Genomic DNA, 26,496 nt, shown 5'->3' on the forward strand with positions numbered 1-26,496 from the left:
CGCTGATGCAACGCCTGAACACGCTGCTGGGGCCGAACGCGGCCTCGGCGAAGATGCTGATGCTGCCCGTCTTCGTGGTGCTGATGCTGTCGATGATGGTGCTGCCGCTGCCGCCGTTCGTCCTCGACCTGCTGTTCACCTTCAACATCGCGCTGGCGCTGGTGGTGATGATGGTCGCGGCGCAGATGGTCAAGCCGCTGGACTTCGCCGCGCTGCCCACCGTGCTGCTGGTGACGACGCTGCTGCGCCTGTCGCTGAACGTGGCCTCGACGCGCGTCGTGCTGCTCGAGGGCCACAACGGCCCGGGCGCCGCGGGCAAGGTCATCGAGTCCTTCGGCCACTTCCTGATCGGCGGCAATTTCGCCGTCGGCCTGATCGTCTTCGCGATCCTGGTCGTCATCAACTTCATCGTCGTCACCAAGGGCGCCGAGCGCATCGCCGAGGTCGGCGCGCGCTTCACGCTGGACGCGATGCCCGGCAAGCAGATGGCGATCGACGCCGAGCTCAACGCCGGCCTGATCGACGAGACCGAGGCCCGGCGCCGCCGCTCCGAGGTCGGCGAGGAGGCCGACTTCTTCGGCTCGATGGACGGTGCCAGCAAGTACGTGCGCGGCGACGCGATGGCCGGCCTGCTGATCCTGTTCATCAACATCGTCGGCGGCCTGATCATCGGCATGGCGATGCACGGGCTCAGCGCCGGCCAGGCGGCCGAGAGCTACATCCTGCTGGCCGTCGGCGACGCGCTCGTCGCGCAGATCCCGGCGCTGCTGATCTCGGTGGCCTCGGCGATGGTCATCTCGCGCGTCGGCAAGGACCAGGACATCGGCACGCAGATCCGCGGCCAGGTGTTCGACTCGCCGCAGTCGCTGGGGCTGGCCGCCGGCATCGTGCTGATGCTGGGCTTCGTGCCGGGCATGCCGCACCTCGTGTTCCTGCTGATCGGCGGCAGCCTGGGGCTGCTGGCCTGGCAGCTGCAGCGGCGCAAGAAGCGCGCCGCCGCCGAGCCGGCGCGCAAGGAGTCGGACGACCCGGCCCAGGCCAACGCCGAGGCCAGCTGGGACGACCTGACGCCGGTCGACACGCTGGGCCTGGAGGTCGGCTACCGGCTGATCCAGCTCGTCGACAAGTCGCGCCAGGGCGACCTGCTGGCGCGCATCAAGGGCGTGCGCAAGAAGTTCGCCCAGGACGTCGGCTTCCTGCCCCCGCCGGTGCACATCCGCGACAACCTCGAGTTGAAGCCCAGCGTCTACCGCGTCACGCTGCGCGGTGCCGTCGTCGGCGAGGGCGAGGCCTTCCCGGGCCAGCTGCTGGCCATCAACCCCGGCGGCGCGCAGCAGCAGCTGCCCGGCACCAAGACCGTCGACCCGGCCTTCGGCCTGCCGGCGATCTGGATCGAGCAGCGCCACCGCGAGACGGCCCAAATGGCCGGGTTTACGGTCGTTGATTGCGCGACCGTCGTGGCGACCCATCTTTCACACTTGATGCAAATGAATGCATCCCGCCTGCTGGGCCGCGTCGAGACGCAGCAACTCGTCGAACACGTGACCAAGCTGGCCCCGAAGTTGATCGAGGACGTGGTTCCCAAGATGGTCGGTATCGCCACTCTGCAGAAGGTGCTCCAGCTCTTGCTGGAGGAGGGCGTGCACATCCGCGACATGCGCTCGATCATCGAGTGCCTGGCCGAGCACGCCGCCACCGTCACCGACCCGGGCGAGCTGGTGCGCCGCATCCGCACCCACCTGGCGCCGGCGATCGTGCAGCAGATCTACGGCCCGACCAAGGAACTCGACGTCATCGCGCTGGAGCCCGAGCTCGAGCGCCTGGTGACGCAGGCCCTGAGCTCGCCGCACGGCGCGGCGCTGGACCCCGGCGTCGCCGAGGCGATCACCAAGCGTGCCGCCGACACCGCGCGCCGCCAGGAAGACCTGGGCCTGCCGGCCTGCCTGCTGGTGCCGGACCTGATCCGCGCGCCGATGGCCCGCCTGCTGAAGCGTTCCGCGCCGCGCCTGAAGGTGCTGGCGCACAGCGAGATTCCCGAGACCCACTCGATCCGGATCGGTTCGATCATCGGAGCCAACGCATGACCACCGTCACGACCCTCACCCCGCGCACTGATCGGGAGGCCGCATGAACGTCAAGCGTTTCACCGCACGCACCTCGCGCGAGGCCCTGGCGCTGGTGCGCCAGGCCTTCGGCGAAGACGCCGTCGTGATGTCCACCCGCCCCTGCGCCGACGGCGTCGAGGTGCTGGCGATGGCCCCCGAGTCGCTGCAGCAGCTCGAGCGTGTCGCCGCCGCGCCGGCCGCCGAGGCGCCGCGTGCCCGTGCCGCCGCGCCGCGCCTGCCGGCCGCGCGTGTCGAGCCCCGGGTCGAGCCGTCGTTCGACGCCGGTGCCGTCGATGACGACGTCGAGCAGCTCGAGATGAGCACGCTGTCGTTCCAGGACTACGTGCGCGAGCGCATGCTCAAGCGCCGCCAGACCGAACTCGCCCGCGAGGCCACCGAGCCGCGCCAGCCCGGCGCCGTCAGCACGCGCCGTGCCGAGGCCCAGCGCGAGGAGCCGCCGGTGCGCCCGGTGGCCGTGCCGGCCGCCGAGCCGCGCACCCGTGCCGCCGCGCCGGCCATCGAGCCGCGCGCCCGTGCCGCCGAGGCCCGCCGCGAGCCGCCGGTGCTGCGCGAGGAGATCCGCCACGCCGAGCCGCTGCTGCCGCAGGCGCCGGTGCTCGCCGACGGCGCGCCGCGCCGCGACCAGGTCGAGATGATGGAAGAGCTGCGCTCGATGCGCGGCCTGATCGAGCAGCGTTTCGGCGCGCTCGCGTTCATGGAGAAGCTGCAGCGCCAGCCGCGCCAGGCGCAGCTGACGCAGAAGCTGCTGGGCTGCGGCTTCTCGCCGTCGCTGGTGCGCAAGCTCGTCGAAGGGCTGCCCGGCGGCTGCGACGAACTGGCCTGGGCCGCCGGCGTGCTCGAGCGCAACCTCGCCACCGGCGAGCGCGAGAGCCCGCTGGAGGACGTCGGCGGCGTCTACGCGCTCGTCGGCCCGACCGGCGTCGGCAAGACGACGAGCACCGCCAAGCTGGCCGCGGCCTTCGCCACGCGCCACGGCGCCGCCAACCTCGGCCTGATCACGCTGGACGCCTACCGCGTCGGCGCCCACGAGCAGCTGCGCACCTACGGCCGCATCCTCGGCGTGCCGGTGCACACCGCGCACGACCGCGCCTCGCTGGAAGACCTGCTGGACCTGCTGTCGGCCAAGAAGATGGTGCTCATCGACACCGCCGGCATGGCCCAGCGCGACGCCCGCACCCGCGAGCTGCTGGACATGCTGTCGCACCGCTCGATCAACAAGCTGCTGGTCGTCAACGCCGCCGCCCAGGGCGAGACGATCGAGGAAGTGCTGCTGGCCTACGGCGCCGCCGCCTGCCGCGGCATCGTGCTGTCCAAGATGGACGAGGCGGTGAAGCTGGCGCCGGCGCTGGATGCGCTGATCCGCTACAAGCTGAAGGTGCTCGCGGTGGCCAACGGCCAGCGTGTGCCCGAGGACTGGCACCGCCTGTCGGCCAACGCGCTGGTGCAGCGTGCGCTGCGCGGCGGCGGCAGCCCGGCCTGGCGCATGGACAGCGCCGACATGAACCTGGTGTTCGCCGGCGTGCCGACGCCCGCCGCCGGCAACCCGCTGCACGCCTGAACCCGGCGCCGAGCAGCATGCGCGACTTCTACGCCACCGACACCGCGCCGCTGGACCAGGCCCACGGCCTGCGCCGGCTGTTCGCGGCCTCGCGCCAGCGTTTCGTCCCGCTGGCCGCCAACCCGCACGTGCCGTTTTCCGGCGTCGTCATCGACGAGCTGACCGCCGCCTTCGTGCAGCGCGGCCAGCGCGTGCTGGTCGTCGACGCCGCCGACGGCGCCCCGGCGCCGCGCGAGATCTCGCTGCTGGACCTGGGCGCCGGCATCGAGGACCTGTCGCCGCAGATCGGCTACCTGGCCGCGCGCGGCCTGCCGCTGCGCCACGTCGACACGCGCGGCTCGGCCTCGGCCTTCGTCGACGCGCTGGCCCAGGCCGCGCCCAAGGCCGACGTCGTGCTGGTGCACGCCAATCCCGGCGACCTGGCGCGCATGTTCGGCCAGCGTGCCGCGCGCCCGATCCTCATCGGCGCCGACCACCCGGAGAGCATCAAGCACGCCTACGCCGCCTGCAAGCTGCTCGCCCAGCGCTGCGGCCTGATGACCTTCGATCTCGTGCTCGCCGCGCCGCTGGCCTCGCGGCGCGTGCGCGCCATCGCCTCCAGCCTGGCGAGCTGCGCCGACGCCTTCCTGGGCGCGCTGCTGCACGACTGGGCCGTCGTCGACCCCGCGACCGACCTGCGCGCCGGCCCCGATGCCGCCGTGGCGCGCCTGGTCGGCGGCCAGCTCGCGCTGGACGCGGCCGGTTTCGCCGGCCCTGCGGCGGTGGCGGGTTTCGCCCCGCCGGTCAGCGCGACGACGAACTGAAGAACGCCAGAACACGCCCCGAAAGGCTGCGCCCATGTACACCGCCAAGGGACAACTCGATGCCAACGCGCTGCTCCGGCAATACAGCCCGCTGGTGCGACGGCTGGCGCACCAGATGATCGCCAAGCTGCCGGCGAACGTGGAGCTCGACGACCTGATCCAGGTGGGCATGATCGGCCTGTCCGACGCGCTGTCGCGCTTCGATGCCGGGCAGGGCGTGCAGTTCGAGACCTTCGCCACCCAGCGCATCCGCGGCGCGATGCTCGACGAGCTGCGCGGCAACGACTGGATGAGCCGCGGCGACCGCCGCCACCAGCGCAGCATCGAGGCCGCGGTGCACAAGCTCGAGCAGAAGCTGCACCGCGCGCCCAACGAGAGCGAGATCGCCAAGGAGATGGGCCTGTCGCTCGCCGAGTACCAGGAACTGCTGACCAAGGTCCGCGGCACCCAGCTGATCTACCTGGAGGACATGAGCGGCGACGACGGCGACGAGGACTACCTCGATCGCCACGTCCACGACGACGAGGCCAACCCGCTGGGCCGGCTGCAGGACCAGCGCATGCGCCAGGCCCTGGTCGACGCGATCAAGAACCTGCCCGAGCGCGAGCAGTACGTGATGAGCATGTACTACGAGCACGACATGAACCTCAAGGAGATCGCCGCGGTGCTCAAGGTGACCGAGAGTCGCGTCTGCCAGCTGCACAGCCAGTCGATCGCCCGTCTGCGCACGCGCCTGCGCGAGTGGTGACGCCGGCGCCGTGAACGAATCCGCGCGGGCTGCCCCGGCGCCGCGCGACAGCCTCGTCGGCGACCGCCTCGCGTCTCTGTATCTGATGAAAATGCGACCGCGGCGTGCCGCGATCCCAGGAGACACGATGCTGAAGATGTTCCGGCGCGAGCCCCCGCCGCTGTCCGCCGCCCCTGTGCCCGCCGCTGCGGCCGGTGCTGCCGGTCCCGCCGAGACGGCGCTTCGCCAGATCAACGAACGTGCCTCGGGCCTGGGCCGCGAGGCCGCCGAGGTCTGCGGCGTCATCGCCGACACCCAGCGCATCGCCACCGCCCAGGCCGCGGCGCTGCAGGCGCTGGCCAGCCAGCTCCAGGACGTGGTCGCGGCGCAGGCCGCGATCGCCGGCGAGACCGACAACGGCCTGCGCGCCGTGGCCGAGGTCGGCGAGGCCGTGCAGGCCGTCGGCGCCGAGGTCGGCGGCATCGTCGACACGCTGCGCCAGGTCTCCGGCGCGGCCGGCCAGATCACCCAGATCGCGCTGCAGACGCGGCTCGTCGCCTTCAACGCCTCGGTCGAGGCCAAGCGCGCCGGCGAGGCCGGGCGCGGCTTCGGCGTCGTCGCCGACGCGGTCAAGGATCTGGCGGCCAAGGTCGAGGTCTCGTCCAAGGAGATCCTGGCCACCGTCGGCCGGCTCGACGAGCGCATCGCCGCGCTGGCGCGCGAGATCCAGCGCAGCGAGGGCAGCCCCGCCGGCGGCGTGCACCGCGCGCTCGACGGCGTCGTCGAGGGCGTCGGCCGCATCCACGAGGCCAGCCGGCGCAGCTCCGAGGTCTGTGCCGTGCTCGAGGCCCAGATGGCCGGCATCGAGGGCGAGGTGCGCCAGACGACGCGGGCGCTGGACGGCGCCGCCGGCCGCACCGAGAACTTCCTGCGCATCTCCGAGCAGCTGATCGAGGCCTTCGCCGCCAGCGGCCTGGAGACCGAGGACTCGCCGTACATCCGCGCCGCGCAGCAGGCCGCCGGGCAGGTCGCGGCGCTGCTCGAGGACGCGCTCGCCGCGGGCCGCGCGACGCTCGAGGACCTGTTCGACGAACGCTACCAGCCGATCGCCGGCACCGAGCCGGCGCAGCACACGGCGCGCTTCTCGGCGCTGGCCGAGCAGCTGTTCCCGCAGGTCCAGGAGGCGGCGCTGCAGCTGTCGGACAAGGTCGTGTTCTGCATCGCCGTCGACCGCAACGGCTACGTCGCCTGCCACAACCGGCGCTACAACCAGCCGCAGCGCCCCGGTGACCTGCTGTGGAACACCGCCAACAGCCGCTGGCGCCGCATCTTCAACGACCGCACCGGCCTGGCCTCGGCGCGCAACGAGCGCCCGTTCCTGCTGCAGACCTACCGCCGCGACATGGGTGGCGGCCGCTTCGTCGTGCTGAAGGAAGCCGCCGCGCCGATCACCGTCGGCGGCCGCCACTGGGGCGGGCTGCGGCTGGCGTTCAACTTCTGATCAGTCCGCCGCGGCGGCGAGCGTGAACTCGAAACGCGCGCCGCGGCCCGGCGCGCCGTGCGCGGCCACCGTGCCGCCGTGGCGCTCGACGATGCGCTGCACGATGCTCAGGCCGACGCCGGTGCCGGCGTAGTCCTCGCCGGCGTGCAGCCGGTTGAAGGGCACGAACAGCCGGTCGGCGAGCGCCGGGTCGAAGCCGGCGCCGTTGTCCTCGACGGTCACGCGCAGCCGGCCGTCGGCGTCGGGCGCGGCGGCCACGCGCACCGTCGGCGCCTCGACGCGGCGCGTGAACTTGGCCGCGTTGCCGAGCAGGTTGGCGAGCACGATGCGCAGCGCCGGCGCGCAGCCGTGCACGCGCAGGCCGGGCTCGATCTCCCAGTGCAGCGGCGCGCGCCGCTCCAGCGCCGGCAGCCCCGCCGCGGCGTCCAGCGCCAGCGCGCTCAGGTCCACGCTGTCCATCGGCATCGCCTGCACCGTCGAGCGCGCCAGCAGCATCAGCGCGTCCAGCGTCTCGCGCATCGTGCGCGCCGCCTGCTCCTGCATCGCCAGCAGCTCGCGGTCGGCCTTGTCCAGCCGCGCCGCGGCGCGGTGCGACAGCAGCTGGGCGATGCCCTCGACGTGGCCGATCGGCGTGCGCAGCTCGTGCGCCAGCTGGCGCGAGAACGCGTCGAGGTCGCGGTTGATCTGCTGCAGCTCGCGCGTGCGCTCGGCCACTGCCTGCTGCAGCGCCTCGTTGTCGCGGCGCAGCACGGCTTCGGCCTGCTTGCGCACCGTGATGTCGCGGCCGACGCCGCGGTAGCCGAGGAAGCGGCCCTGGCCGTCGAAACGCGCGATGCCGCTGAGCGACACCCAGCGTGTGCCGCCGTCGCGGGCCTCGGTCGGGAACTCGAAGGAGCGGAAGGGCCGGCGCGTGTCGAGGTCGGCGCGGTGGCGCTCCCAGAGTTCGGGCGGCGTCGCCGTGTGCAGCTCCCAGCGCGTGCGGCCGTCGCCCGGCTCCAGGTAGTCGACGGCGCTGCGGTAGACGGCGCGCCCCACCGGCTGCAGCCGGTGCGCGGCGTCGGTCTCCCAGTACCAGTCGGAGGCCAGGTCGACCATCAGCGCCCAGCGCTGTTCGTTCTCGCGCTGGCGCTCGTAGCCCAGCTTGCGTTCGGTGATGTCGCGGCCCACGCCTTCGTAGCCGGTGAAGCGGCCCTCGGCGTCGTGGCGCGGGCGGCCGCTGAGCGCGATCCACAGCGCGTGGTCGCCGCGGCGCGAGCGTGCCCGCAGCTCGACGTCGCGGAACGGCTGCCGGCGCGCCATGCGCTCGTTCAGCCAGTCCCAGCCCAGCGCCGGCGGCTCGAAGGCCGGCAGCTCGTCGCGGCGCCGGCCGATCAGCTCGTCGAGCGTCCAGCCCAGCTGCGTCGTCAGCGGCGACGAGCCCGACGACCACGACAGGCGCATCTGCTCGTCGCTCTCCCAGTACCAGTCGGCCGACAGGTCGGCCAGCGCGCGCCAGCGGCGCGCGGAGACCCCGGCCTCGGCGGTGTCGGCGGGCGGGCTTTCCGCGCCGCGCGCCAGCGTGTCGGAGAACTCGCGCAGCGCGCGGCGCATGCGCCGGCGCTGGCGCCACAGGCCGTGGGCCGGGAGCAGCAGCGTCAGCGCCAGCGTCGCCGACAGCAGCTGCAGCCACAGCCCCAGCCGGGCCTGGCGCTGCAGCATCTCCTGGCGCGCCTGGGCGGTGACGCGCTCGGCGAGGTCGGCAACGGCGCGCAGCTCGGCGCGGCCGGCGCGCGGCCCCAGGCCGGCCAGCCGCGACTCGAGCAGGTCCAGCTCGTGCAGCACGAGGCCGCCGCTGGCGGCGGCGCCGCGCAGCGTCGCCAGCCGCTGGCGCAGCAGGGCGAGCTCGCGCTGCGTCTCGTCTTCGGCGCCGTCGGCGACGGTCCAGCCCAGACGGGCGGTGGCGGCGCCGAGGCCGTCGGCCGCGTCGGCCAGCGTGGTGTCCGGGCGCTGCTGCAGCAGCGCGATGACGAGGGCCGCCGCGCACACCGGGCCGGCGAGCAGCAGCAGCCAGCGGTTGTCGGCACAGCCCCGCAGGCGTTCCAGCAGGGTGCGGGCGGCTTCGGCGCCGCTGGAGGCAGAGCCTGGCGCTGCGGACGTCCAGGCGGTATCGGTGTTTCCCAACGCAGACTGATCGATCAGGACGCCGCTCGTGACGGCGCCCGGGTGATGGGGCGGGGGCCGCAGTCGTGGCCGCGCCCCTCGGGTTTGTCAGGAGGCCATTGTCACCCCATTCCTGACGCGGACCCCGGCGTGCCGCGCCGCGGCCGCCGAAACGACGACGGCCGGGCCGCTGACGCGACCCGGCCGTCCGGGAATGGGGCGAGGGCGGCGCGAGCCGCCGCGTGATCAGGCCAGCAGCGAGCCGCCGTGGCTGGTGCGGGTGCTGGCACCGGCGGCGCCGTAGCCGCCGCTGCCGATGTTGGGCAGCAGGACGTCGATCGCGCGGTCGAGCGCGGCGGTGGCGCGGGCCAGCGCTTCGCGCTGCGCGGCCACCTGGCCCCCGGCGACGGCCAGGCGCTGGCGCAGCGGCATCGGCACGCCGCCTTCGCGTGCGGCGCGGGCGAAGTGCTCGACGGCGGCGGCAAGCGCGCCGTGCAGCTCGCCGGCGGCGGACTCGATGCCGGCGGCGTCGCTGGCCGCCAGCGCGGCGCCGAGCTCGGCCAGGCGCTGCTCGAGCGTGTCCAGCGGGGCTTCCAGTTCGGTGGCGCGTTGCAGCGCCCGCATTTCGGCGGCAGTCGTCAGCATGGACGCTTCGGCGTGGTTCAGCGGTTGTAGGTTCTGCCCAGGAGCTCCTGGGCATTGGCGATCAGCTTGTCGGCGATCTTCTCGGCGTCGACCTGGTAGCCGCCTTCGCGGATCGCCTGGGCGATGCGGTCGACCTTGGCGGCGTCGAAGCTGCCGTCGGCGGCGTCGCTGGCGGCCAGGGCCGCCGACGACAGCTCGACCTTGGCGCTCGGCTCGGCCGTGGCGCCGGACGTGCGTGCCTGCGAACCCGTCTTGCGGTCGCCGTTCACCGCCGAGGCGGGCGACGTGGAATCGAGGTGACCGATCTTCATGTTGAACTCCAGCAGGAGCCGTCCCGGCGGGGCAGCCTCCCATGACATGATCGCTGTATCGGAGCGTGGAGAGCCAACTTTAGGGCCCGGCGGGATGATTTTTCATCGGTCCCCTGAATGCGGGGGGAATCGCGCTCAGCGGGCGACATCGACACGCCCCTCGGCCGTGGGCCAGCCGGTGACGATGCGCCCGGCCTCGGTGCGCACGCGCACCGGCCGGCCTTCGACGCCGCGCATCAGCGCCTCGCCGCGGGTGCTGACGGCGTAGCCGTCGCCGCGTGCCACGACGCTGACCACCTCGCCGGCGGCGAACCACTCGCGCGGCTTCAGCGCGTCCAGGCGCAGCGCCTGGCCGGGCGCCAGCGGCCGCGCCAGCGTGCGGCCCTCCAGCGCCTGCACCGAGGCCAGCGGCGGTGTCGCCGCCGCGGCCCAGTCGACCTCGCCCAGCGCCAGCTGGCCGGGGGCCAGCACGGTGCCGGGGGCCAGCGCCGTGACGGCGACGACGCCCGGGCCCCAGACCTCGACGGTGATCGGCAGGAAGACGTTCCAGGGCACGGCGCCGTCGCGGCAGCGCAGGCCCACGCGCGCGCGGCCCCAGGGGCGCACGCCTGTCGGCAGATAGGGCTCGACGCGGTTGCAGGGCGCCAGCCGCAGCCGCGGGTCCAGCCGGCCGGGCACGACCTCGACGCGCAGCCCGGCCGGGGCGAGCGCGGCGGCGGCGTCGCGCGCCAGCGCGCGCACGGCCTGCAGCGTGGCCGGCGCCAGCGTGTCGGCCGCCGCCGGGCCCGGGCAGGCGAGCGCGGCGGCCAGCAGCAGGGCGCCGGCCGTGCCTCGCGAGCGGGGGCAGTCCTTTTCCACGCGACGCACTCTAGACGTCGGCAGCGCGGGCACGGCGGCGAAAAGCGCCGGGATGTGCCCGCTTATCGGCCCCAAGCCGCGGCCCCGGCTGCCGAGAATCGGCGCGGACCATCCCGAAGGAGCGCGAGCCCATGATCAACCGCCTGACCGGACAGCTGGACTTCCAGGCCCAGGCGCTCGCGCTGCGCTCGGAGCGCCAGCGCGTGATCGCCAGCAACATCGCCAACGCCGACACGCCCGGCTACGTGGCGCGCGACTTCGACTTCTCGCAGGCGTTGCGCGAGGCCACCGCCTCGCTGCCGCGCCCGCCGGCCAGCGGCGCGGCACCGGCCGGCGGCGGCAACGAGCTCGGCTCGCCGGTGGCCCGCGGCCTGCTGGCCGAAGGCTTCGGCCGCCAGCGCCCGGCGACCGACCTGCGCTACGGCGCGCCGTCCCAGACCAACCTCGACAGCAACACCGTCGACATGGACCGCGAGCGCGCGGCCTTCGTCGACAACACGCTGAAGTTCGAGGCCTCGCTGCGCTTCCTCAACGGCAGCGTCAGGACGCTGACCGACGCGATGAAGAGCCACAACCAGGGCTGAGGAACCGAATCATGAGCATGTTCCGCATCTTCGACGTCTCGGGCAGCGCGGTCAGCGCGCAGAGCCAGCGGCTCAACGTCGTCGCCAGCAACCTCGCCAACGCCGACACCGTGGCCGGCCCCGACGGCCAGGCCTACAAGGCGCGCCAGGTGGTGTTCCAGACCGCGCTGATGGACGCCGGCGCCGACCCGGCCAGCGCCGCCGGCGTGCGCGTCTCGACGATCCGCGAGGACGCGAGCCCCGGCCGGCGCGTGCACGACCCCAAGCACCCCGCCGCCGACGCCGAGGGCTACGTCACTTTCAGCAACGTCAACGCGGTGCAGGAGATGGTCGACATGATCTCCGCGTCGCGCTCCTACCAGAACAACGTCGAGGTGATGAACACCGCGAAGACCCTGCTGCAGAAGACGCTGCAGATGGGCCAGTCCTGAGCCTGAACGGAAGACGCGATGACCACCATCGATCCCTACGCCGCGATCAACACCCCGACCGAGAGCAAGAACGCGGGCACCGCGTCGGCCAGCGCCGACCGCTTCCTGAAGCTGCTGGTCGCGCAGATGCAGAACCAGGACCCGCTGAATCCGATGGACAACGCGCAGGTCACGAGCCAGATGGCGCAGATCAACACCGTGACCGGCATCGAGAAGCTCAACGAGACGGTCACCGGCCTGAACTCGCAGTTCCTGCAGATGCAGGCCATGCAGGGCGCCTCGCTGATCGGCCGCGACGTCACCGTCGAGGGCAAGCACCTGGACGTGCGCCAGGGCGTGGGCGTCGGCGGCATCGACCTGTCGGGCGCCGCGGACTCGGTCAAGGTCGAGATCCTCGACGCCTCGGGCCGCGTCGCCGACACGCTCAACCTCGGTGCGGCCAAGGCCGGCACGCACAGCTTCAGCTGGGACGCGAGCAAGGTCGAGGACCCCAGCGGCTACACCTTCCGCGTCACCGCCAAGCTCGGCACGACGACCGTGCAGACGACGCCGCTGATGCGCGACACGGTGGCCGCGGTCAGCAACTCCGGCGGCAAGCTCCAGCTCGAACTCGCCCACAGCGGCGCCATCGACTACACCGCCGTCAAGGCCTACAACTGAACAGGACGACACGATGAGCTTCCAGCAAGGTCTCTCCGGGCTCAACGCGACCAGCAAGAGCCTGGACGTCATCGGCAACAACATCGCCAACGCCAACACCTACGGCGCCAAGGTCTCGCGCGCCGAGTTCTCCGACATGTACGCCACCGCGCTCAACGGCGCCGGGGTCAACAACGTCGGCATCGGCGTGACGCTGGGCGCGGTGTCGCAGCAGTTCACGCAGGGCAACATCTCGACCACCGGCAACGCGATGGACATGGCGATCAACGGCGCCGGGTTCTTCCAGGTGACCGACGGCGTCAGCCCGACCGTGTACACGCGCAACGGCCAGTTCAAGGTCGACCGCGAGGGCTACATCGTCAACAACGAGAAGCTCAAGCTGATGGGCTACCCGGCCGACGGCACCGGCACCATCCAGCCCGGCCTGGCGCAGCCGCTGAAGCTGCCGACGGCCGGCATCGCGCCGAGCGCGACGAGCAAGATCGAGCTGGAGTTCAACCTCAAGGCCGACTCGGTGGTCACGGCGCCGGCGGCCACCGCGACGCCGCAGATCGACTTCACCGACAAGTCGACCTACAACAACGCGACCTCGGTCGTCGCCTACGACTCCAAGGGCCAGGACGTCGCGCTGTCGTACTACTTCCAGAAGGAGTCGAACGACAAGTGGAACGTCTACGTCACCGCCAACGGCCAGCCGGTGAACGTCGACGCCGCCGGCAACCCGGTGAAGTGGCAGACGCTGGAGTTCGACAACACCACCGGCCGCCTGGCCTCGCCGGACCCGGCCGACGCGCTGGCGCTGAGCATCACCAACGACCTGATCATCACCGACCCGGTCACCGGCCGCGAGACCTCGCGCATCGTGGTGCCGCTGAACATGTCGGTCAACGTGGCCAGCGCGACCCAGTACGACCAGACCTTCGGCGTCACCAACCTGACGCAGAACGGCTACGCCGCCGGCCAGCTCACCTCGATCGCGATCGAGGCCGACGGCATCGTGCTGGCGCGCTACAGCAACGGCCAGAGCAAGCCCGCCGGCCAGCTCGAACTCGCCAACTTCCGCAACCCGCAGGGCCTGCAGCCGCTGGGCGGCAACGTCTGGGCCAGCACCTACGCCTCGGGCGACGCGGTCGTCGGCGTGCCCAGCGAGGGCAACATGGGCGTCATCCAGGCCGGCGCGCTGGAGGAGTCGAACATCGACCTCACCGGCGAGCTGGTCAACATGATCACCGCGCAGCGCATCTACCAGGCCAACGCGCAGACCATCAAGACCCAGGACCAGGTCATGCAGACGCTGGTCAACATGCGCTGAACGCGCGCGCGGCGGAGGCTGAACCGTGGACCGTCTGATCTACCTGTCGATGGGCGGCGCGAAGGCGACGATGGAGCGCCAGGACGTGCTCGCCAACAACCTGGCCAACGCGTCGACGACCGGCTTTCGCGCCGAGCTGCAGGCCTTCCGTGCCGTGCCGGTGCGCGGCGACGGCGCCAGCACCCGGGTCTACGCGCTGGAGTCCACCGTCGGCCACGACGACCAGTCCGGCCCGCTGCAGGTCACCGGCCGCAACCTCGACGTCGCGATGCGCGGCAAGTCCTGGCTGGCGGTGCAGTCGCTCGACGGCACCGAGGCCTACACGCGCGCCGGCTCGATGGAGGTCAGCGCCGAGGGCGTGCTGGTCACGCCGTCGGGCCTGCCGGTGCTCGGCGACGGCGGCCCGATCACGGTGCCGGCCAACGCGACGCTGACGATCGGCGCCGACGGCACCGTCTCGGCGGCGGCCAACGGCGGCAAGCCGCAGGCCATCGGCCGGCTCAAGCTGGTCACGCCCGAGGCGCCGCTGACGCGCGGCACCGACGGCCTGTTCCGCGCCGCCGACGGCGACCTGCCGGCCGATCCGGCCGCCCGGCTGCAGGACGGCGCCCTCGAGGGCAGCAACGTCAGCCCGGTCGAGACCATGGTGCAGATGATCTCCGCGGCGCGCCAGTTCGAGCAGCAGATCAAGATGCTGCAGACCGCCGAGCAGAAGGAGCAGGGCGCCACCAAGCTGCTGGCGACCTGAGTCCGGGCCCCCGGCCCGGCCCCCCGACACGCCGCGCCCCGAGCGCGGCGTTTTCGTTGGCGGCGCGGAGATGCGGGCACAACGCGGCTGTTTTCGGCGTTTCGACCGGGCTTGTCCGCCCTCAAGATTCGCTCGTACCCGTCCGCCCCCCGAGGAACCGACATGCTTCGTTCGCTATGGATCGCCAAGACCGGCATGGAGGGCCAGCAGACCAAGCTGGACGTCATCTCCAACAACCTCGCCAACGTCGGCACCAACGGCTTCAAGCGCGGCGGCGTCCAGTTCGAGGACCTGATCTACCAGAACCTGCGCCAGGCCGGGGCCGCCAGCAGCGAGCAGAGCACGCTGCCGACCGGCCTGCAGGTCGGCCTGGGCGTGCGCGCCGCCGGCACGACGCGCAACTTCAGCCAGGGCAACCTGCAGCAGACGGGCAACAGCTACGACATCGCGATCAAGGGCAACGGCTTCTTCCAGATCCAGATGCCCGACGGCACCACCGGCTACACGCGTGACGGCGGCTTCCAGGTCGACAACGCCGGCCAGCTGGTCACCAACCAGGGCTACCCGGTGCAGCCCGGCATCACGATCCCGGCCGACGCCAAGACCGTCACCGTGGCCGACGACGGCACGGTGCAGGTGACGACCGCCGGCAACGCCACGCCGACCACCGTCGGCCAGCTGCAGCTGGCGAACTTCATCAATCCGGCCGGCCTGGAGTCGCTGGGCGGCAACCTCTACGCCGAGACCGCGGCCTCGGGCACGCCCAACACCGGCACGCCGGGCACCAACGAGCTCGGCGCGCTGCAGCAGGGTTTCGTCGAGACCAGCAACGTCAACGTCGTCGAGGAGCTCGTCAACATGATCGCGACGCAGCGCGCCTACGAGCTGAACTCGAAGGCCATCCAGACCTCCGACCAGATGCTGCAGAAGCTGGGGCAGCTGTGAACACGCTCGTGAGGACCTGCCTGGCCGCCGCGGCGCTGGCGCTCGCCGGCTGCGAGACGATGTACCCGACGGTGCAGTTCGAGCAGCCCACCGGCGCCGACACGCCGCCGCCGGTGGTCGCGGCCGAGGCGCCGAGCACCGGCGCGATCTTCCAGACCTCGCAGTACCGGCCGCTGTTCGAGGACCACCGCGCGCGCCAGGCCGGCGACACGCTGCAGGTGCGCATCGTCGAGAAGATCAGCGCCACCGCCAAGTCGACGAGCTCGCTGGACAAGACCACCGACCTGAGCGGCGGCATCACCGCGCTGCCCGGCATCAACGCCGCCACGGCGCTGCGCCGCGCCGCCGTCAGCGCCAACTCCGAGAACAGCTTCGCCGGCAAGGGCAGCACCCAGAACAGCAACGACTTCCAGGGCACGATCACCGTCACCGTGCGCGGCGTGCTGCCCAACGGCCACCTGCTGGTGGCCGGCGAGAAGCAGATCGGCGTCAACGCCAACGTCGACGTGCTGCGCTTCTCGGGCCAGGTCGACCCGCGCGCGATCGAGCCGGGCAACGTCGTGCAGAGCACGCGCATCGCCAACGTGCGGCTGGAGCAGCGCGGCCGCGGCGCCCAGGCCGACACCAACGCCGTCGGCTGGCTCAGCCGGGTGTTCTTCAGCGTGCTGTGGCCGCTGTGAGGAGCGACACGATGCGAAGCCTCGTCCTGCTCGTCGCCGCCGCGCTGACGGTGCTCGCCGCCGCGCCGGCCGCCGCCGCGGTGCGGCTCAAGGAAGTCGCCGCGGTGCAGGGCGTGCGCGCCAACGCGCTCGTCGGCTACGGCCTCGTCGTCGGCCTCGACGGCACCGGCGACCAGACCACCCAGACCCCGTTCACGACGCAGAGCGTGACGGCGATGCTGCAGCAGATGGGCGTCACCGTGCCCGCCGGCAGCAGCATGCAGCTGAAGAACGTCGCCGCGGTGATGGTCACCGCGCAGCTGCCGGCCTTCGCCCAGCCGGGCCAGCAGATCGACATCAACGTCTCGTCGATCGGCAACGCCAAGAGCCTGCGCGGCGGCACGCTGATCGCCACGCCGCTCAAGGGCGCCGACGGCAACGTCTACGCGCTGGCCCAGGGCAACCTGATCGTCGGCGGCGCCGGCGCCTCGGCCAACGGCTCCAAGGTCCAGATCAACCACCTGAGCGCCGGCCGCATCCCGATGGGCGCGACCGTCGAGCGCACCGTGCCGACGCCGCTGCTCGACGGCGACGGCGTGCAGCTCGGGCTGCAGGCAGACGACTTCGCCACCGCCCGCGCCGTGGCTGACGCGATCAACCGCGCCAAGGGCCAGGGCACCGCCGTCGCGCTCGACGGGCGCAGCGTGCGCGTGCGCGCGCCGCAGGCGCCGGGCGAGCGCATCGCCTTCCTCGCCGACATCGAGAACCTGACGGTCGAGATCGCCAAGCCCGCCGCGCGCGTGGTGCTCAACGCGCGCACCGGCTCGGTGGTGATGAACGACGCCGTGACGCTGGGCGCCTGCGCCGTGGCCCACGGCAACCTGTCGGTGACGATCAGCACCACGCCGCAGGTCAGCCAGCCCAACCCCTTCGGCCAGGGCCAGACGGTCGAGTCGGCCAAGTCCGACATCGCCATCACCCAGCAGGGCGGCTCGCTGGTGCAGCTGCCCGCGGGCACCAAGCTGGCCGACGTCGTCAAGGCGTTGAACTCGCTGGGCGCCACGCCGATGGACCTGCTGGCCATCCTGCAGGCGATGAAGAGCGCCGGCGCGCTCAACGCCGAGATCGAGGTGATCTGATGGCTGCCGGCCCGTCCTCGCTGTCGGTCGACTCGCGCTCGCTGGCCTCGCTGCAGGCCAAGGCCCAGCACGACCCCAAGGCCGCGGTGCGCGAGGCCGCCAAGCAGTTCGAGCGCCTGTTCATGAACGAGCTGCTGAAGAGCATGCGCCAGTCGACGATGGCCACCGGCCTGTCCGACGACCCGGGCCGCAAGATGGGCACCGAGATGCTCGACGAGCAGTATGCCGGCCAGCTCTCGGGGCTGCCGGGCGGGCTGGCCGACGTCATCGCGCGCCAGCTCGAGCGCCAGATGGGCATGGCGCCGGGGCCGATCCCGGTCACCGGCTCGGCCAACAACACGCCGGCGCCGCTGTCGGCGCGGCCGCAGGCCACGCGCATCCCGCAGACCGGCGCCGCCGGCTTCGTGCAGCAGCACGCCGGCGCCGCCGAGCGCGCCGAGCAGAAGACCGGCATCCCGTCGGAGTTCATGATCGCCCAGGCCGCGCACGAGACCGGCTGGGGCCGCAAGGAGATCCGCCACGCCGACGGCTCGCCGTCGTTCAACCTCTTCGGCATCAAGGCCGGCGCCAGCTGGAAGGGCCCGGTCGCCGAGGTGACGACCACCGAGTACGTCGACGGCAAGGCGCAGAAGATGGTGCAGAAGTTCCGCGCCTACGCCAGCTACGAGGAGTCCTTCGCCGACTACGCGAAGCTGATCTCCGAGAGCCCGCGCTACCGCGACACGGTGGCCGGCGCCACCGACGCGAGCACGTTCGCGCGCGGCCTGCAGAAGGCCGGCTACGCCACCGACCCGGCGTACGCGGACAAGCTCACCCGCGTCATCAACACGACGCTGCGCGTGCAGCGCAGCCTGGGGTAAGGGATGGCCGCTTCATCGCTGATGTCGCTGGGCATGCGTGCCATGACGGCAAGCTATGCCTCGATGCAGGTCACCGGGCACAACATCTCCAACGCCAACGTGCCCGGCTACTCGCGCCAGCAGGCCGAGCTGGCGACGGCCAAGGGCCAGTACACCGGGGCCGGCTTCTTCGGCAAGGGTGTCGACGTGGCCAGCGTCACGCGCGCGCACGACCAGTTCCTCACCCGGGCGGCGGCCTCGGCCAAGTCGCTGGCGGCGATGGACGAGACGCTGTCGCAGCGGCTGCAGCTGCTGGAGGACGTGTTCCCGACCGGCGAGAGCGGCCTGGGCTACAGCGTCGGCAACTTCCTCAACGCCATGGTCGACCTCGCCTCGCGGCCCGGCGACACGGCCACGCGCCAGGTCGTGCTGGCGCGTGCGCAGGACCTGGCGACGCGCTTCAATGCCGCCGCCGGCCAGATCGACACGCTGCAGGCCGGCGTCACCGCCGACCTGAAGACCACCGTCTCGGCGGTCAACGGCCTGACCAAGAGCCTGGCCAAGATCAACGACCAGATCGCCGCCGCGCGCGGCCTGGGCCAGCCGCCGAACGACCTGCTCGACGAGCGCGACCGCATCGTCAGCGAGCTGTCCTCCAAGATCCAGGTCAGCACCGTGATGGCCGACGACGGCACCGTCGGCGTCTTCGTCGCCGGCGGCCAGAACCTGGTGCTGGGCGCGACCTCGGTGGACATGCGCGTCACCACCGACCCGCTGGACACCTCGCGCTCGGCGCTGGCGCTGGTCGACGGCGACAAGCTGCGCATGCTCGACGAGAACTCGCTGGGCGGCGGCTCGATGACCGCGCTGCTGCGCTTCCAGAACGAGGACCTGGTCGACGCGCGCAACCTCGTCGGCCAGCTCGCCGCCGGCGTGGCCTCGGCGGTCAACGGCCAGCAGAGCCTGGGGCTGGACCTCAACGGCAACACCGGCAAGCCGCTGTTCCAGGTCGGCGCGCCGTCGGCCCGCTCTGACATCAACAACTCGCGCGACGCCAGCGGCAACTTCGCCGCCACGCTCAGCATCTCCGCGCCCGACGGCACCGTGCTGAAGGCGTCGGACTACCTGGTGCGCCCGGACCCGGCGACGGCCAACGGCTACGTCATCACGCGCCTGTCGAACCCGCAGGAGACCTTCCAGCGCACCGCCGACGCCAGCGGCCGCTTCGAGGTCGAGGGCTTGGAGGTCACGGTCAGCGGCACGCCGGCGGCCAGCGACCGCTTCCTGCTGCAGCCGGTGGCGCGCGCCGCCAGCGGCATGAACGCGCTGCTGCAGGACCCGCGCCAGATCGCCGCCGCCTCGCCGCTGGTCTCCTCGGTGGGCTCCGCCAACACCGGCACCGCGTCGGTGGCCTCGCTGACGATGGTGCGCACGCCGGACATGACGGCCAGCGCGGCGATCAGCTTCTCGACGACGCCCTCCGGCCAGCTGCAGTACAGCTGGACCGTCACCGACGGCGGTGGCACGTCGACGACGACCGGCCCGCTGGACTGGAACGAGGAGGGCATCGTCCCGCCCGAACCCGACTCGATCAACGGCGCCCGGCTGCGCCTGGCCGGCGTGCCCAGGGCCGGCGACACGATCGCCGTCAACACGATCGCGCCGGCCTACGTCGGCGCCAACAACGGCAACGCGCTGGCGCTGGCCGGCCTGCGCGACCAGGCCATCGTCGGCCGCAGCGAGAGCGGCGGCGTCTACAGCGGCGGCATGGTCGCCACCGACGCCTACGCCGCCGCGCTCGCCGACATCGCGGTGCGCGTGCAGACGACCAAGGCCGCCTCGACGATCTCGACCTCGGTGGCCAACCAGGCCGAGCTCGCGCGCAGCGAGGTCTCCGGCGTCAACCTCGACGAGGAGGCCGCGCGCCTCATCCAGTACCAGCAGAGCTACCAGGCCGCGGCCAAGGTGCTGCAGGTGGCCCAGAGCGTCTTCGAGACGCTGCTCCAGACCGCGGCCCGCTGAGGCCGCCTTCCAAGAGGCTGAAACGCCATGCGAATCACCGCTGCCAACGCCTTCGAGACCTCGATCAAGAACCTGCAGAAGCGCCAGGAAGGGCTGTCCGACGCGCAGGACCGCCTCACCAGCGGCAAGCGGGTCGTCACCGCCAGCGACGACCCGGTGGCCGCTGCACGCGCCGAGCGCGCGCTCGCCGCGATGGTGCGCAGCGAGGCCAACCAGCGTGCGCTGGAGGCCAGCCGCAACGTCATGCTGCAGGCCGAGTCGGCGCTGGGCAATGCCGGCGACCTGCTGCAGCAGGCGCGCGAACTCGTCGTCCAGGGCGGCAACGGCAGCTACGGGGCCAGCAACCGCGAGACGCTGGCCGACGCGCTGCGCGGCATCCGCGCGCAGCTGCTGGGCGTGGCCAACCGCGGCGACGGTGCCGGCGGCTACGTCTTCGCCGGGCAGGGCGCCGACTCGCCGCCGTTCGTCGACACGCCGGGCGGCGTCATCTTCCGCGGCGCCGAGGGCGAGATCAGCGCCGCCTCGGACGAGGCCCTGCCGCTGTCGGTCGACGGCCGGCAGGCCTGGCTGGGTGCACGCGACCCGTCGGGCACCGGCACGGTCTCGGTCTTCACCGCGCTGGACACCGTGATCGGCAAGCTCTCGGACGGCACGCTCAGCGAAGCCGAGGTCTCGACCGCGGTCAAGGAAGGGCTGGCCGACATCGACGCGGTGATGAACAACGTGCTCACCTCGCGCGCCGCCGCCGGCGAGGCGCTGAACCGCACCGACATGGTCGAGAGCCGCATCGCCGAGAGCAAGCTCGCCGCCAAGACCGAGCGTTCCAACGCCGAGGACCTTGACATGGTGCAGGCGATCTCCGACTTCCAGAACAGGCAAACCGGCTACGATGCGGCACTGAAGACGTATTCCCTGGTGCAGCGGCAATCGCTGTTCCAGTACCTCAGCGCCTGATGCACGACCTCCCGATCCTGGGCCCGGTGGCCCTGGGCTTCAGCCCGGTCATCGACCGCCAGCACGCCGTCGTCGCGACCCGTCTCACGGTCTTCCCCGAACAACCCGACGCCGGTTGCGACGTCGACGCGTTGCTGGCCGCCGTCGACGCGGTCTGGCCGCCCGAGGCCGACGCCGGCACGCCGGCGCTGTCGCTGAACCCGCGGCCGCTGGCGCCCGGCGGCGCCCGCCCGGCGGCGACGCTGCGGCCGGTGTCGCTGAACCTGGCCGGCGAGCGCCTGCTCGCCGACGTGCTGGCCGCCGCGCCGCGGCCGCAGGCCATGATCGAGGTGCCGGCCTTCCTGGCTGCCGAACCGCGTTTCGCCCAGGCGCTGGTCGCCCACGCCGAGGCCGGCGGCACGCTGCTCGTCAAGGGCCGGCCGCTGGCGCCGCTGCCGCCGCAGGTGCTGTCGGCGTTCTCGTTCGCGATCCTCGACCACGACGCCGCCGCGGCCGGCCCCGCGCTCGCCGGCCTGGCCGAGCTGCGCGCCGGCGCGCGCACGATGGGCGCCGTCGACGCGGCGCTGCAGCGCGGCGCCATCGCCACGCTGGGCTGGCCCAGCGACGAGCCGGTGGCGCGCTCCGGCCGCCAGGGCGTGCCGCCGGACGTGCAGGTCGTCATGCAGCTGATCCAGGGCGTGGACCGCGAGGAGCCGGTCGCGCGGCTGGAGGCCATCATCAAGCGCGACCCGACGCTGGGCTTCCGGCTGCTGCGCTACCTCAACTCGCCGGCCTTCGGCCTGTCGGTCGAGATCAGCTCCTTCGGCCATGCGCTGATGATGCTCGGCTACCAGCGCCTGAAGCGCTGGCTGGCGCTGCTGCTGGCCTCGTCGTCGCGCTCGGCCGCGGCCAAGCCGCTGATGTACGAGGCGGTGCGCCGCGGGCTGCTGATGGAGGAGCTCGCGCGCGGCAGCGACGACGCCGAGATGCGCGGCGAGATGTTCATCTGCGGCGTGTTCTCGCTGCTCGACCAGCTGCTGCAGCAGCCGGTGGCCGACCTGCTGAAGAGCGTGCCGGTGCCCGAGCGCGTGCGCCAGGCGCTGGTCGACGAGACCGGCCCGTTCCACCCCTTCCTCGAGCTGGTGCGCGCGATCGAGCAGGAATCGGTGTTCGACATCCGCGAACGCGCCGAGACCCTGCTGCTGGCCCAGGGCGAGGTCAACCGCGCCGTGCTCGCCGCGCTCGCGTCGGCCCGGTCGCTGGACTGACGTCCCGACCTTGGCCACGCCGACGACTTCCGCCTCCTCGCCCGAACTGCTCGCGGCGCTGCTCGACGAGGTCGCCGACGCGCTGCTGTGGTTCGACGCGCGCGGCGTGCTGCGCGCCTGCAACCAGGCCGCGCTGCGCCTGCTCGGCTGCGAGCCGGGGCAGGGCACGCTGCAGCTCGCGCCGGTGCTCGGCGTCGACGCGATCCGCTGGCTCGACCGCGCCTTCGCGCTGCCCGACCGCAGCGAGACCCTGCTGCCCGGCACCGACGGCACGCTGCTGCGCCTGGCCACGCGGGCGCTGGGCGGCGGCCATTCGCTGCGCGTCGTGCCGCAGCCGCAGCTGCCGCCGCCGCGCCCGCCGCTGCCGCTGGACGCCGCGCGCAGCACCGACGAGGCGCGCCGCGCCGTCGCTCTGCTGTGGAGTTCGCCGTTCGCCGCGACGCTGCAGGACGACGATTTCCGCATCCTCGACGCCAACGACGCCTTCGTCGAGCTGAGCGGCTATGCGCGCGAGGCGCTGGTCGGCCGCGACCCGGCCGAGCTGCAGCTGCCCGAGGAGGCCGGCGCGCACCTCGCTGCACGCGCCGAGCTGCGCGCGGCGCTGGCCGCCGGCGTGCCGCTGCCGGCCGCGCCGCGCAGCCTGGCCGACGCCCGCGGCGGCCGCCACTGGTTCATGCTGGTGCCGCAGAACCTGGCGCCGGCCGGCGCGCCGCCGCTGTGGCTGGTCGTCTGGCAGGACGTCACGTCCGAACACCACGCCCGCGTGCATGCGCGGCGCGCCCAGGACGAGCTGCTGCGCTGGTTCGAGCTGGCGCGTGCCGGCATGCTGGTCTACGACGACGCCGGCCTGGTGCTGACGTCCAACCCCGCGCTGGAGGCGCTGCTCGAGCAGGTGCCGGTGCTGCTGGCCGATGCCGACGAGGCGCTGCAGGCGCTGCTCGGCTGGGAGGACGGCGCGCCGCTGGCCGCGCTCGTGCCCGGCGCGCCGCCGCTGGAGCGCCAGGCGCTGGTGCCGCTGCCCGGCGGACGCCGGCGGCGGCTGGGCGCGCGCCTGTCGGGCTGGGCCACCGAGGCCGGCCAGCGCCGCGTGATGGCCGTCGTCGAGGACCGCAGCGCCGAGGAGGAGCGCGACCTCGCCCAGCTCGAGATCGGCATGCTGATGGACACCGCCAGCATCGGTGTCGCCACCTACGACCCGGCGCGCGGCTGGCTGGTCTCCGACCGGCCGCGGCCGGCGCCGGCGGCCGCCGGCAAACGTGCCGGCGCCGGGCTGCAGGGCATCGGCCGCGAGCTCGTCGAGCCCGAGTCGATGGCCGAGTACGAGCGCCTGCAGCGTGCGCTGCGCCTGGGCGAACGCGCCGAGGTGCGCTACGCCGTGCGCCACCCCGAGCTGGGGCTGCGCTGGCTGCTCACGCGGGTCGAGCCGGGGGCGCTGTCGGGCGGCCGCACGACCTCCGTCGTCACGCTGGACGTCACCGACCAGGAGGTCGCGCAGCGCCGCAACGAGCAGCTGCTGCGCGAGCTGACGACCATCCTCGACGGCTCCAACGCCGGCATCGCCTACCTGCGCGGGGCGCTGCTGGTGCGCTGCAACCACCGCTTCGAGCGCATGCTCGGCGTCGCCGCCGGCGCCGCCGCCGGGGCCTCGCTGCAGCAGCTCTTCGGCGCGCCCGACGGCAGCGGCGGCATCGCCGCCGAGATCACGCGCGCGATGGCCGAGGGCCGCGGCTACGAGACCGAGCTCGTCGCCGGCGAACGCCGCGGCCAGCCGGTCTGGTACTCGCTGTCGGTGCACCGCGCCGAGTCGGCGCTGCCCGAGGCCGAGGCCGAGGCCGTGGCGGTGCTGACCGACATCTCCTCGCTGAAGGCGCAGCAGGGCGAACTCGAGCGCCTGCTGCGCGAGCGCGACCTGATGTTCGACCTGTCCGACGTCGGCATCGCGACGATGCGCGGCCCGCGCATCGAGCGCGCCAACCAGGCGCTGTCGCGGCTCACCGGCTACCGGCCCGAGGAGCTGGTGCAGCTGCCGACCGCCAGCCTGTGCCCCGAAGGCGAATGGGAGCAGCGCGAGCGCGAGGTGCGCGACGCGCTCGCCACCGAAGGCCGCTTCAACGGCGAACGCACGCTGCGCCGCAAGGATGGCGAACTGGTCTGGGTGCAGGCCGCGGTGCGCCCGGTCGACGCCGAGGATGCCGGCGCCGGGCTGATCTGCTCCTTCGTCGACATCGACGCGGCGGTGCGCGCGCGCCGTTCGCTGCAGGTGCAGGCCGAGCGCACGCGGGCGATCCTGAACTCGGTGCTGGTGGGCATCGTCACCGTCGGCGACACCGGCATCACCTGGATGAACCGCTCGGCGCAGCGCATGTTCGCCGGCGAGCTGGCCGACTTCATCGGCCGGCCGATCGCCACCGTCGCCACGCCCGAGGACGAGCATCCGCTGCGCCGCGGCGACTGGAGCGAGCGCCTGGCCGCCGGCGAGACCGAGCCCTTCGAGTGCCGGCTGCAGGCCCGCGACGGGCGCGAGTTCTGGGTCGTCGGCAGCGTCGTCGCCACCGCCAGCGAGTCCAGCGGCCCGCAGCTGACCTTCGCGCTGCTCGACGTCGAGCGCCGCCGCCAGGCGCAGATCGCGATCGAGCAGGCGCGCGAGTCGCTGCGCCGCATCATCGAGACCGCGCCGCTGGCGATCGCGCTGTTCGACGCCGCCGAGCTGCGTGTGCAGGAATGCAACCACGTCGCCGCGACGCTGTTCGGCCGCCCGGTCGACGAGGCGCTGGGGCGCACGCCGGCCGAGCTCTGCAAGCCTGCCACCGCGCAGGCCGTCGAGGACTGGCTGCGTGCCGCGGCCGCCGGCACCGACCTGCAGCGCCACGAGCTGCGCGAGCTCGGCGCCGCCGGGCAGACCACGGTCTGGGACACGCGCATCGCGCCGGTGGCCGGGCCGGTGGGCGCGCCGCTGCTGCTGCTGGTGGCCAGCGACGTCACCGAGGAGCGCGAGGCCGAGCAGGCGCGGCTGACGGCCGAGATCGTGCAGCGCGAGTCGCTGGTGCGCGAGGTGCACCACCGCATCAAGAACAACCTGCAGGGCGTGGCCGGGCTGCTGCGCCACAACGCCAAGCAGCACCCCGAGATGGGCTGGCTGCTGTTCGAGGCCGAGGCCCAGGTGCAGGCCATCGCCCAGGTCTTCGGCCTGCAGGTGCGCAGCGGGCCGCTGGGTGCGGCCGCCGTGGTCGGCGCGATCGCCCAGTCGGTGCGCCGGGCCTTCGGCCGGCCGGTGCTGTTCTCCGCCGCGCCGGGCGCCGAGCGCTACCTGCTGCCCGAGGCCGAGGCGATCCCGATCGCGCTGTGCGTCAACGAGCTGCTGGCCAACGCCGTCAAGCACGCGCCCGAAGGCGACCTGCAGTGCCTGATCACGCCGGGCGAGGCCGCCGGCGAGCTCGTCGTCGAGGTGCGCAACCCCGGCCGCCTGGCCGAGGGCTTCGACATCGACCAGGTGCCGCGCGGCATGGGCGGCCTGGCGCTGGTGCGTTCGCTGCTGCCGCGCGGGGCCACGCTGTCCCTCGAACAGGCGGGTGGCGAGGTCCGTGCGCGCATCCTGCTGCGTCCGCCGCGTGTTCTGCTGCAGCCGTAGGCGAGAATAGCGGCGGTCGCGCGGAGGGCGACGGTTCGATGGCTTCGAAGGGCAGGATTCTGGTGGTGGACGACGACCGCCTCGTGCTCGCCGCCGTGACACACGGTCTGGCGCAGGCGGGGTACGAGGTCGTGGACGCCGACAACGGTGACGAGGCCATTCTCAAGGCCCGCCAGCTGCGCCCCGAGATCGCGCTGCTGGACATCCGCATGGAAGGCAAGAGCGGCTTCGACGTCGCCGAGTACCTGCGTGACGTCGCCCGCATCCCGTTCATGTTCCTGTCGGCCTTTGCCGACGAGGCGACGATCGCCAAGGTGCACGAGCTCGGTGCCGTGGCCTACCTCATCAAGCCGCTGGACATCGACCAGATCCTGCCGACCGTCGACGACGCGTTCGCGCGGCTGCGCGCCGGCCAGCTCGCGCCGCCGCCGGCGGTCGCGCCGGTGGTGGCCGCCGCCGCGCCTGCGCCCGAGCCGCTGTCGGACCCGCTGCCGCTGGCCGTCGGCGTGCTGATGCACCGCCACTCGCTGTCGCGCCAGGCGGCGCGCCAGCGCCTGCAGCGCATGGCCGCCGAGCAGGGCATCGCCGAGACGGCGCAGGCCGAGCGGCTGGTCGCCGCGGTCGAGGAGCTCGCGCGCTCGTCCTGAGGCGCGGCGCGCC

23 protein-coding genes are annotated in these 26,496 nt (G+C 73.0%); 19 read left to right on the top strand and 4 right to left on the bottom strand.

The features are described from left to right. The first annotated feature begins 5 nt into the window (after positions 1 to 5). The 5 genes from flhA (at position 6) to G5B56_RS19160 (ending at position 6,715) form a co-directional block, all read left to right on the top strand. The gene (flhA, locus tag G5B56_RS19140) at positions 6 to 2,084 is read left to right on the top strand and encodes a flagellar biosynthesis protein FlhA (protein WP_029718830.1); all 2,079 of its coding nucleotides are present in this window, start codon (positions 6 to 8) and stop codon (positions 2,082 to 2,084) included. 43 nt (positions 2,085 to 2,127) lie between these two features. After that, entirely contained in the window at positions 2,128 to 3,684 is a 1,557-nt protein-coding gene (gene flhF, locus G5B56_RS19145) for a flagellar biosynthesis protein FlhF (RefSeq protein WP_164964253.1), read from the top strand. Between the two features lie 17 nt (positions 3,685 to 3,701). After that, on the top strand, positions 3,702 to 4,487 hold the full coding sequence (locus G5B56_RS19150) for a hypothetical protein (RefSeq protein ID WP_009858845.1): 786 nt from the start codon (positions 3,702 to 3,704) through the stop codon (positions 4,485 to 4,487). Between the two features lie 34 nt (positions 4,488 to 4,521). Then, positions 4,522 to 5,235 carry an RNA polymerase sigma factor FliA gene (locus G5B56_RS19155; protein WP_164964254.1) on the top strand — a complete coding sequence of 238 codons (714 nt, stop codon included), beginning with the start codon at positions 4,522 to 4,524 and terminating at the stop codon, positions 5,233 to 5,235. Positions 5,236 to 5,362: 127 nt separating this feature from the next. Then, a complete protein-coding gene (locus tag G5B56_RS19160) occupies positions 5,363 to 6,715 on the top strand; it encodes a methyl-accepting chemotaxis protein (protein ID WP_164964255.1) in 1,353 nt (450 codons plus the stop codon). Here G5B56_RS19160 and G5B56_RS19165 read toward each other — a convergent pair whose 3' ends face one another. The 4 genes from G5B56_RS19165 to flgA all read right to left on the bottom strand — a co-directional run bounded on the left by G5B56_RS19165 (position 6,716) and on the right by flgA (position 10,668). After that, positions 6,716 to 8,875 carry an ATP-binding protein gene (locus G5B56_RS19165; protein WP_164964256.1) on the bottom strand — a complete coding sequence of 720 codons (2,160 nt, stop codon included), beginning with the start codon at positions 8,873 to 8,875 and terminating at the stop codon, positions 6,716 to 6,718. Positions 8,876 to 9,100: 225 nt separating this feature from the next. Then, positions 9,101 to 9,499, bottom strand: a complete 399-nt coding sequence (locus G5B56_RS19170) for a hypothetical protein (protein WP_138938927.1) — start codon at positions 9,497 to 9,499, stop codon at positions 9,101 to 9,103. A 17-nt stretch (positions 9,500 to 9,516) separates the two neighbouring features. Continuing rightward, positions 9,517 to 9,810, bottom strand: coding sequence for a flagellar biosynthesis anti-sigma factor FlgM (gene flgM / locus G5B56_RS19175; RefSeq protein ID WP_009858840.1), 294 nt, complete (start codon positions 9,808 to 9,810; stop codon positions 9,517 to 9,519). 135 nt (positions 9,811 to 9,945) lie between these two features. Then, entirely contained in the window at positions 9,946 to 10,668 is a 723-nt protein-coding gene (gene flgA, locus G5B56_RS19180; RefSeq protein WP_206023556.1) for a flagellar basal body P-ring formation chaperone FlgA, read from the bottom strand. 131 nt (positions 10,669 to 10,799) lie between these two features. Here flgA and G5B56_RS19185 point away from each other — a divergent pair, with 131 nt between their 5' ends. The 14 genes from G5B56_RS19185 (at position 10,800) to G5B56_RS19250 (ending at position 26,483) form a co-directional block, all read left to right on the top strand. Then, positions 10,800 to 11,252 carry a flagellar basal body protein gene (locus G5B56_RS19185; protein WP_009856148.1) on the top strand — a complete coding sequence of 151 codons (453 nt, stop codon included), beginning with the start codon at positions 10,800 to 10,802 and terminating at the stop codon, positions 11,250 to 11,252. Between the two features lie 11 nt (positions 11,253 to 11,263). Next, positions 11,264 to 11,683, top strand: coding sequence for a flagellar basal body rod protein FlgC (gene flgC / locus G5B56_RS19190; RefSeq protein ID WP_009856147.1), 420 nt, complete (start codon positions 11,264 to 11,266; stop codon positions 11,681 to 11,683). A gap of 18 nt (positions 11,684 to 11,701) precedes the next feature. Further along, positions 11,702 to 12,343 carry a flagellar hook assembly protein FlgD gene (locus tag G5B56_RS19195; protein WP_009856146.1) on the top strand — a complete coding sequence of 214 codons (642 nt, stop codon included), beginning with the start codon at positions 11,702 to 11,704 and terminating at the stop codon, positions 12,341 to 12,343. Between the two features lie 13 nt (positions 12,344 to 12,356). Next, the gene (gene flgE, locus G5B56_RS19200; protein ID WP_009856145.1) at positions 12,357 to 13,655 is read left to right on the top strand and encodes a flagellar hook protein FlgE; all 1,299 of its coding nucleotides are present in this window, start codon (positions 12,357 to 12,359) and stop codon (positions 13,653 to 13,655) included. Between the two features lie 25 nt (positions 13,656 to 13,680). Beyond that, entirely contained in the window at positions 13,681 to 14,403 is a 723-nt protein-coding gene (gene flgF / locus G5B56_RS19205; protein ID WP_009856144.1) for a flagellar basal-body rod protein FlgF, read from the top strand. Positions 14,404 to 14,565: 162 nt separating this feature from the next. Beyond that, on the top strand, positions 14,566 to 15,348 hold the full coding sequence (flgG, locus tag G5B56_RS19210) for a flagellar basal-body rod protein FlgG (protein ID WP_009856143.1): 783 nt from the start codon (positions 14,566 to 14,568) through the stop codon (positions 15,346 to 15,348). Then, positions 15,345 to 16,028, top strand: coding sequence for a flagellar basal body L-ring protein FlgH (locus G5B56_RS19215; protein ID WP_009856142.1), 684 nt, complete (start codon positions 15,345 to 15,347; stop codon positions 16,026 to 16,028). Before flgG ends, G5B56_RS19215 begins: the two co-directional genes overlap by 4 nt. Before the next feature lie 11 nt (positions 16,029 to 16,039). Beyond that, entirely contained in the window at positions 16,040 to 17,146 is a 1,107-nt protein-coding gene (locus G5B56_RS19220) for a flagellar basal body P-ring protein FlgI (protein WP_164964258.1), read from the top strand. Further along, positions 17,146 to 18,006, top strand: a complete 861-nt coding sequence (flgJ, locus tag G5B56_RS19225; RefSeq protein WP_009856140.1) for a flagellar assembly peptidoglycan hydrolase FlgJ — start codon at positions 17,146 to 17,148, stop codon at positions 18,004 to 18,006. Before G5B56_RS19220 ends, flgJ begins: the two co-directional genes overlap by 1 nt. Positions 18,007 to 18,027: 21 nt before the next feature. After that, the gene (flgK, locus tag G5B56_RS19230) at positions 18,028 to 20,007 is read left to right on the top strand and encodes a flagellar hook-associated protein FlgK (RefSeq protein ID WP_009856139.1); all 1,980 of its coding nucleotides are present in this window, start codon (positions 18,028 to 18,030) and stop codon (positions 20,005 to 20,007) included. A 27-nt stretch (positions 20,008 to 20,034) separates the two neighbouring features. After that, positions 20,035 to 20,961 (top strand): flagellar hook-associated protein FlgL, encoded by a 927-nt coding sequence (gene flgL / locus G5B56_RS19235; protein WP_164964259.1) that lies wholly within the window; start codon positions 20,035 to 20,037, stop codon positions 20,959 to 20,961. Beyond that, positions 20,961 to 22,208: an EAL and HDOD domain-containing protein gene (locus G5B56_RS19240; RefSeq protein ID WP_029718827.1), complete on the top strand. Its 1,248-nt coding sequence runs from the start codon at positions 20,961 to 20,963 to the stop codon at positions 22,206 to 22,208. The genes flgL and G5B56_RS19240 overlap by 1 nt, the downstream gene beginning before the upstream one ends. A 10-nt stretch (positions 22,209 to 22,218) precedes the next feature. Next, entirely contained in the window at positions 22,219 to 25,836 is a 3,618-nt protein-coding gene (locus tag G5B56_RS19245) for a PAS domain S-box protein (protein WP_164964260.1), read from the top strand. A gap of 65 nt (positions 25,837 to 25,901) precedes the next feature. Continuing rightward, entirely contained in the window at positions 25,902 to 26,483 is a 582-nt protein-coding gene (locus G5B56_RS19250; protein WP_009858261.1) for a response regulator, read from the top strand. Positions 26,484 to 26,496 lie beyond the last annotated feature (13 nt).

Origin of the sequence: Rubrivivax sp. JA1026 (assembly GCF_011065555.1) — a bacterium.
Lineage (GTDB): Bacteria > Pseudomonadota > Gammaproteobacteria > Burkholderiales > Burkholderiaceae_C > Rubrivivax > Rubrivivax benzoatilyticus.

What these genes read in the sequence shown, in the direction of transcription:
- flhA (WP_029718830.1), top strand. Translation starts at nt 6, where the DNA reads ATGCAACGCCTGAACACGCTGCTGGGGCCGAACGCGGCCTCGGCGAAG.
- flhF (WP_164964253.1), top strand. Translation starts at nt 2,128, where the DNA reads ATGAACGTCAAGCGTTTCACCGCACGCACCTCGCGCGAGGCCCTGGCG.
- G5B56_RS19150 (WP_009858845.1), top strand. Translation starts at nt 3,702, where the DNA reads ATGCGCGACTTCTACGCCACCGACACCGCGCCGCTGGACCAGGCCCAC.
- G5B56_RS19155 (WP_164964254.1), top strand. Translation starts at nt 4,522, where the DNA reads ATGTACACCGCCAAGGGACAACTCGATGCCAACGCGCTGCTCCGGCAA.
- G5B56_RS19160 (WP_164964255.1), top strand. Translation starts at nt 5,363, where the DNA reads ATGCTGAAGATGTTCCGGCGCGAGCCCCCGCCGCTGTCCGCCGCCCCT.
- G5B56_RS19170 (WP_138938927.1), bottom strand. Translation starts at nt 9,499, where the DNA reads ATGCTGACGACTGCCGCCGAAATGCGGGCGCTGCAACGCGCCACCGAA.
- flgM (WP_009858840.1), bottom strand. Translation starts at nt 9,810, where the DNA reads ATGAAGATCGGTCACCTCGATTCCACGTCGCCCGCCTCGGCGGTGAAC.
- G5B56_RS19185 (WP_009856148.1), top strand. Translation starts at nt 10,800, where the DNA reads ATGATCAACCGCCTGACCGGACAGCTGGACTTCCAGGCCCAGGCGCTC.
- flgC (WP_009856147.1), top strand. Translation starts at nt 11,264, where the DNA reads ATGAGCATGTTCCGCATCTTCGACGTCTCGGGCAGCGCGGTCAGCGCG.
- G5B56_RS19195 (WP_009856146.1), top strand. Translation starts at nt 11,702, where the DNA reads ATGACCACCATCGATCCCTACGCCGCGATCAACACCCCGACCGAGAGC.
- flgE (WP_009856145.1), top strand. Translation starts at nt 12,357, where the DNA reads ATGAGCTTCCAGCAAGGTCTCTCCGGGCTCAACGCGACCAGCAAGAGC.
- flgG (WP_009856143.1), top strand. Translation starts at nt 14,566, where the DNA reads ATGCTTCGTTCGCTATGGATCGCCAAGACCGGCATGGAGGGCCAGCAG.
- G5B56_RS19220 (WP_164964258.1), top strand. Translation starts at nt 16,040, where the DNA reads ATGCGAAGCCTCGTCCTGCTCGTCGCCGCCGCGCTGACGGTGCTCGCC.
- flgJ (WP_009856140.1), top strand. Translation starts at nt 17,146, where the DNA reads ATGGCTGCCGGCCCGTCCTCGCTGTCGGTCGACTCGCGCTCGCTGGCC.
- flgK (WP_009856139.1), top strand. Translation starts at nt 18,028, where the DNA reads ATGTCGCTGGGCATGCGTGCCATGACGGCAAGCTATGCCTCGATGCAG.
- flgL (WP_164964259.1), top strand. Translation starts at nt 20,035, where the DNA reads ATGCGAATCACCGCTGCCAACGCCTTCGAGACCTCGATCAAGAACCTG.
- G5B56_RS19240 (WP_029718827.1), top strand. Translation starts at nt 20,961, where the DNA reads ATGCACGACCTCCCGATCCTGGGCCCGGTGGCCCTGGGCTTCAGCCCG.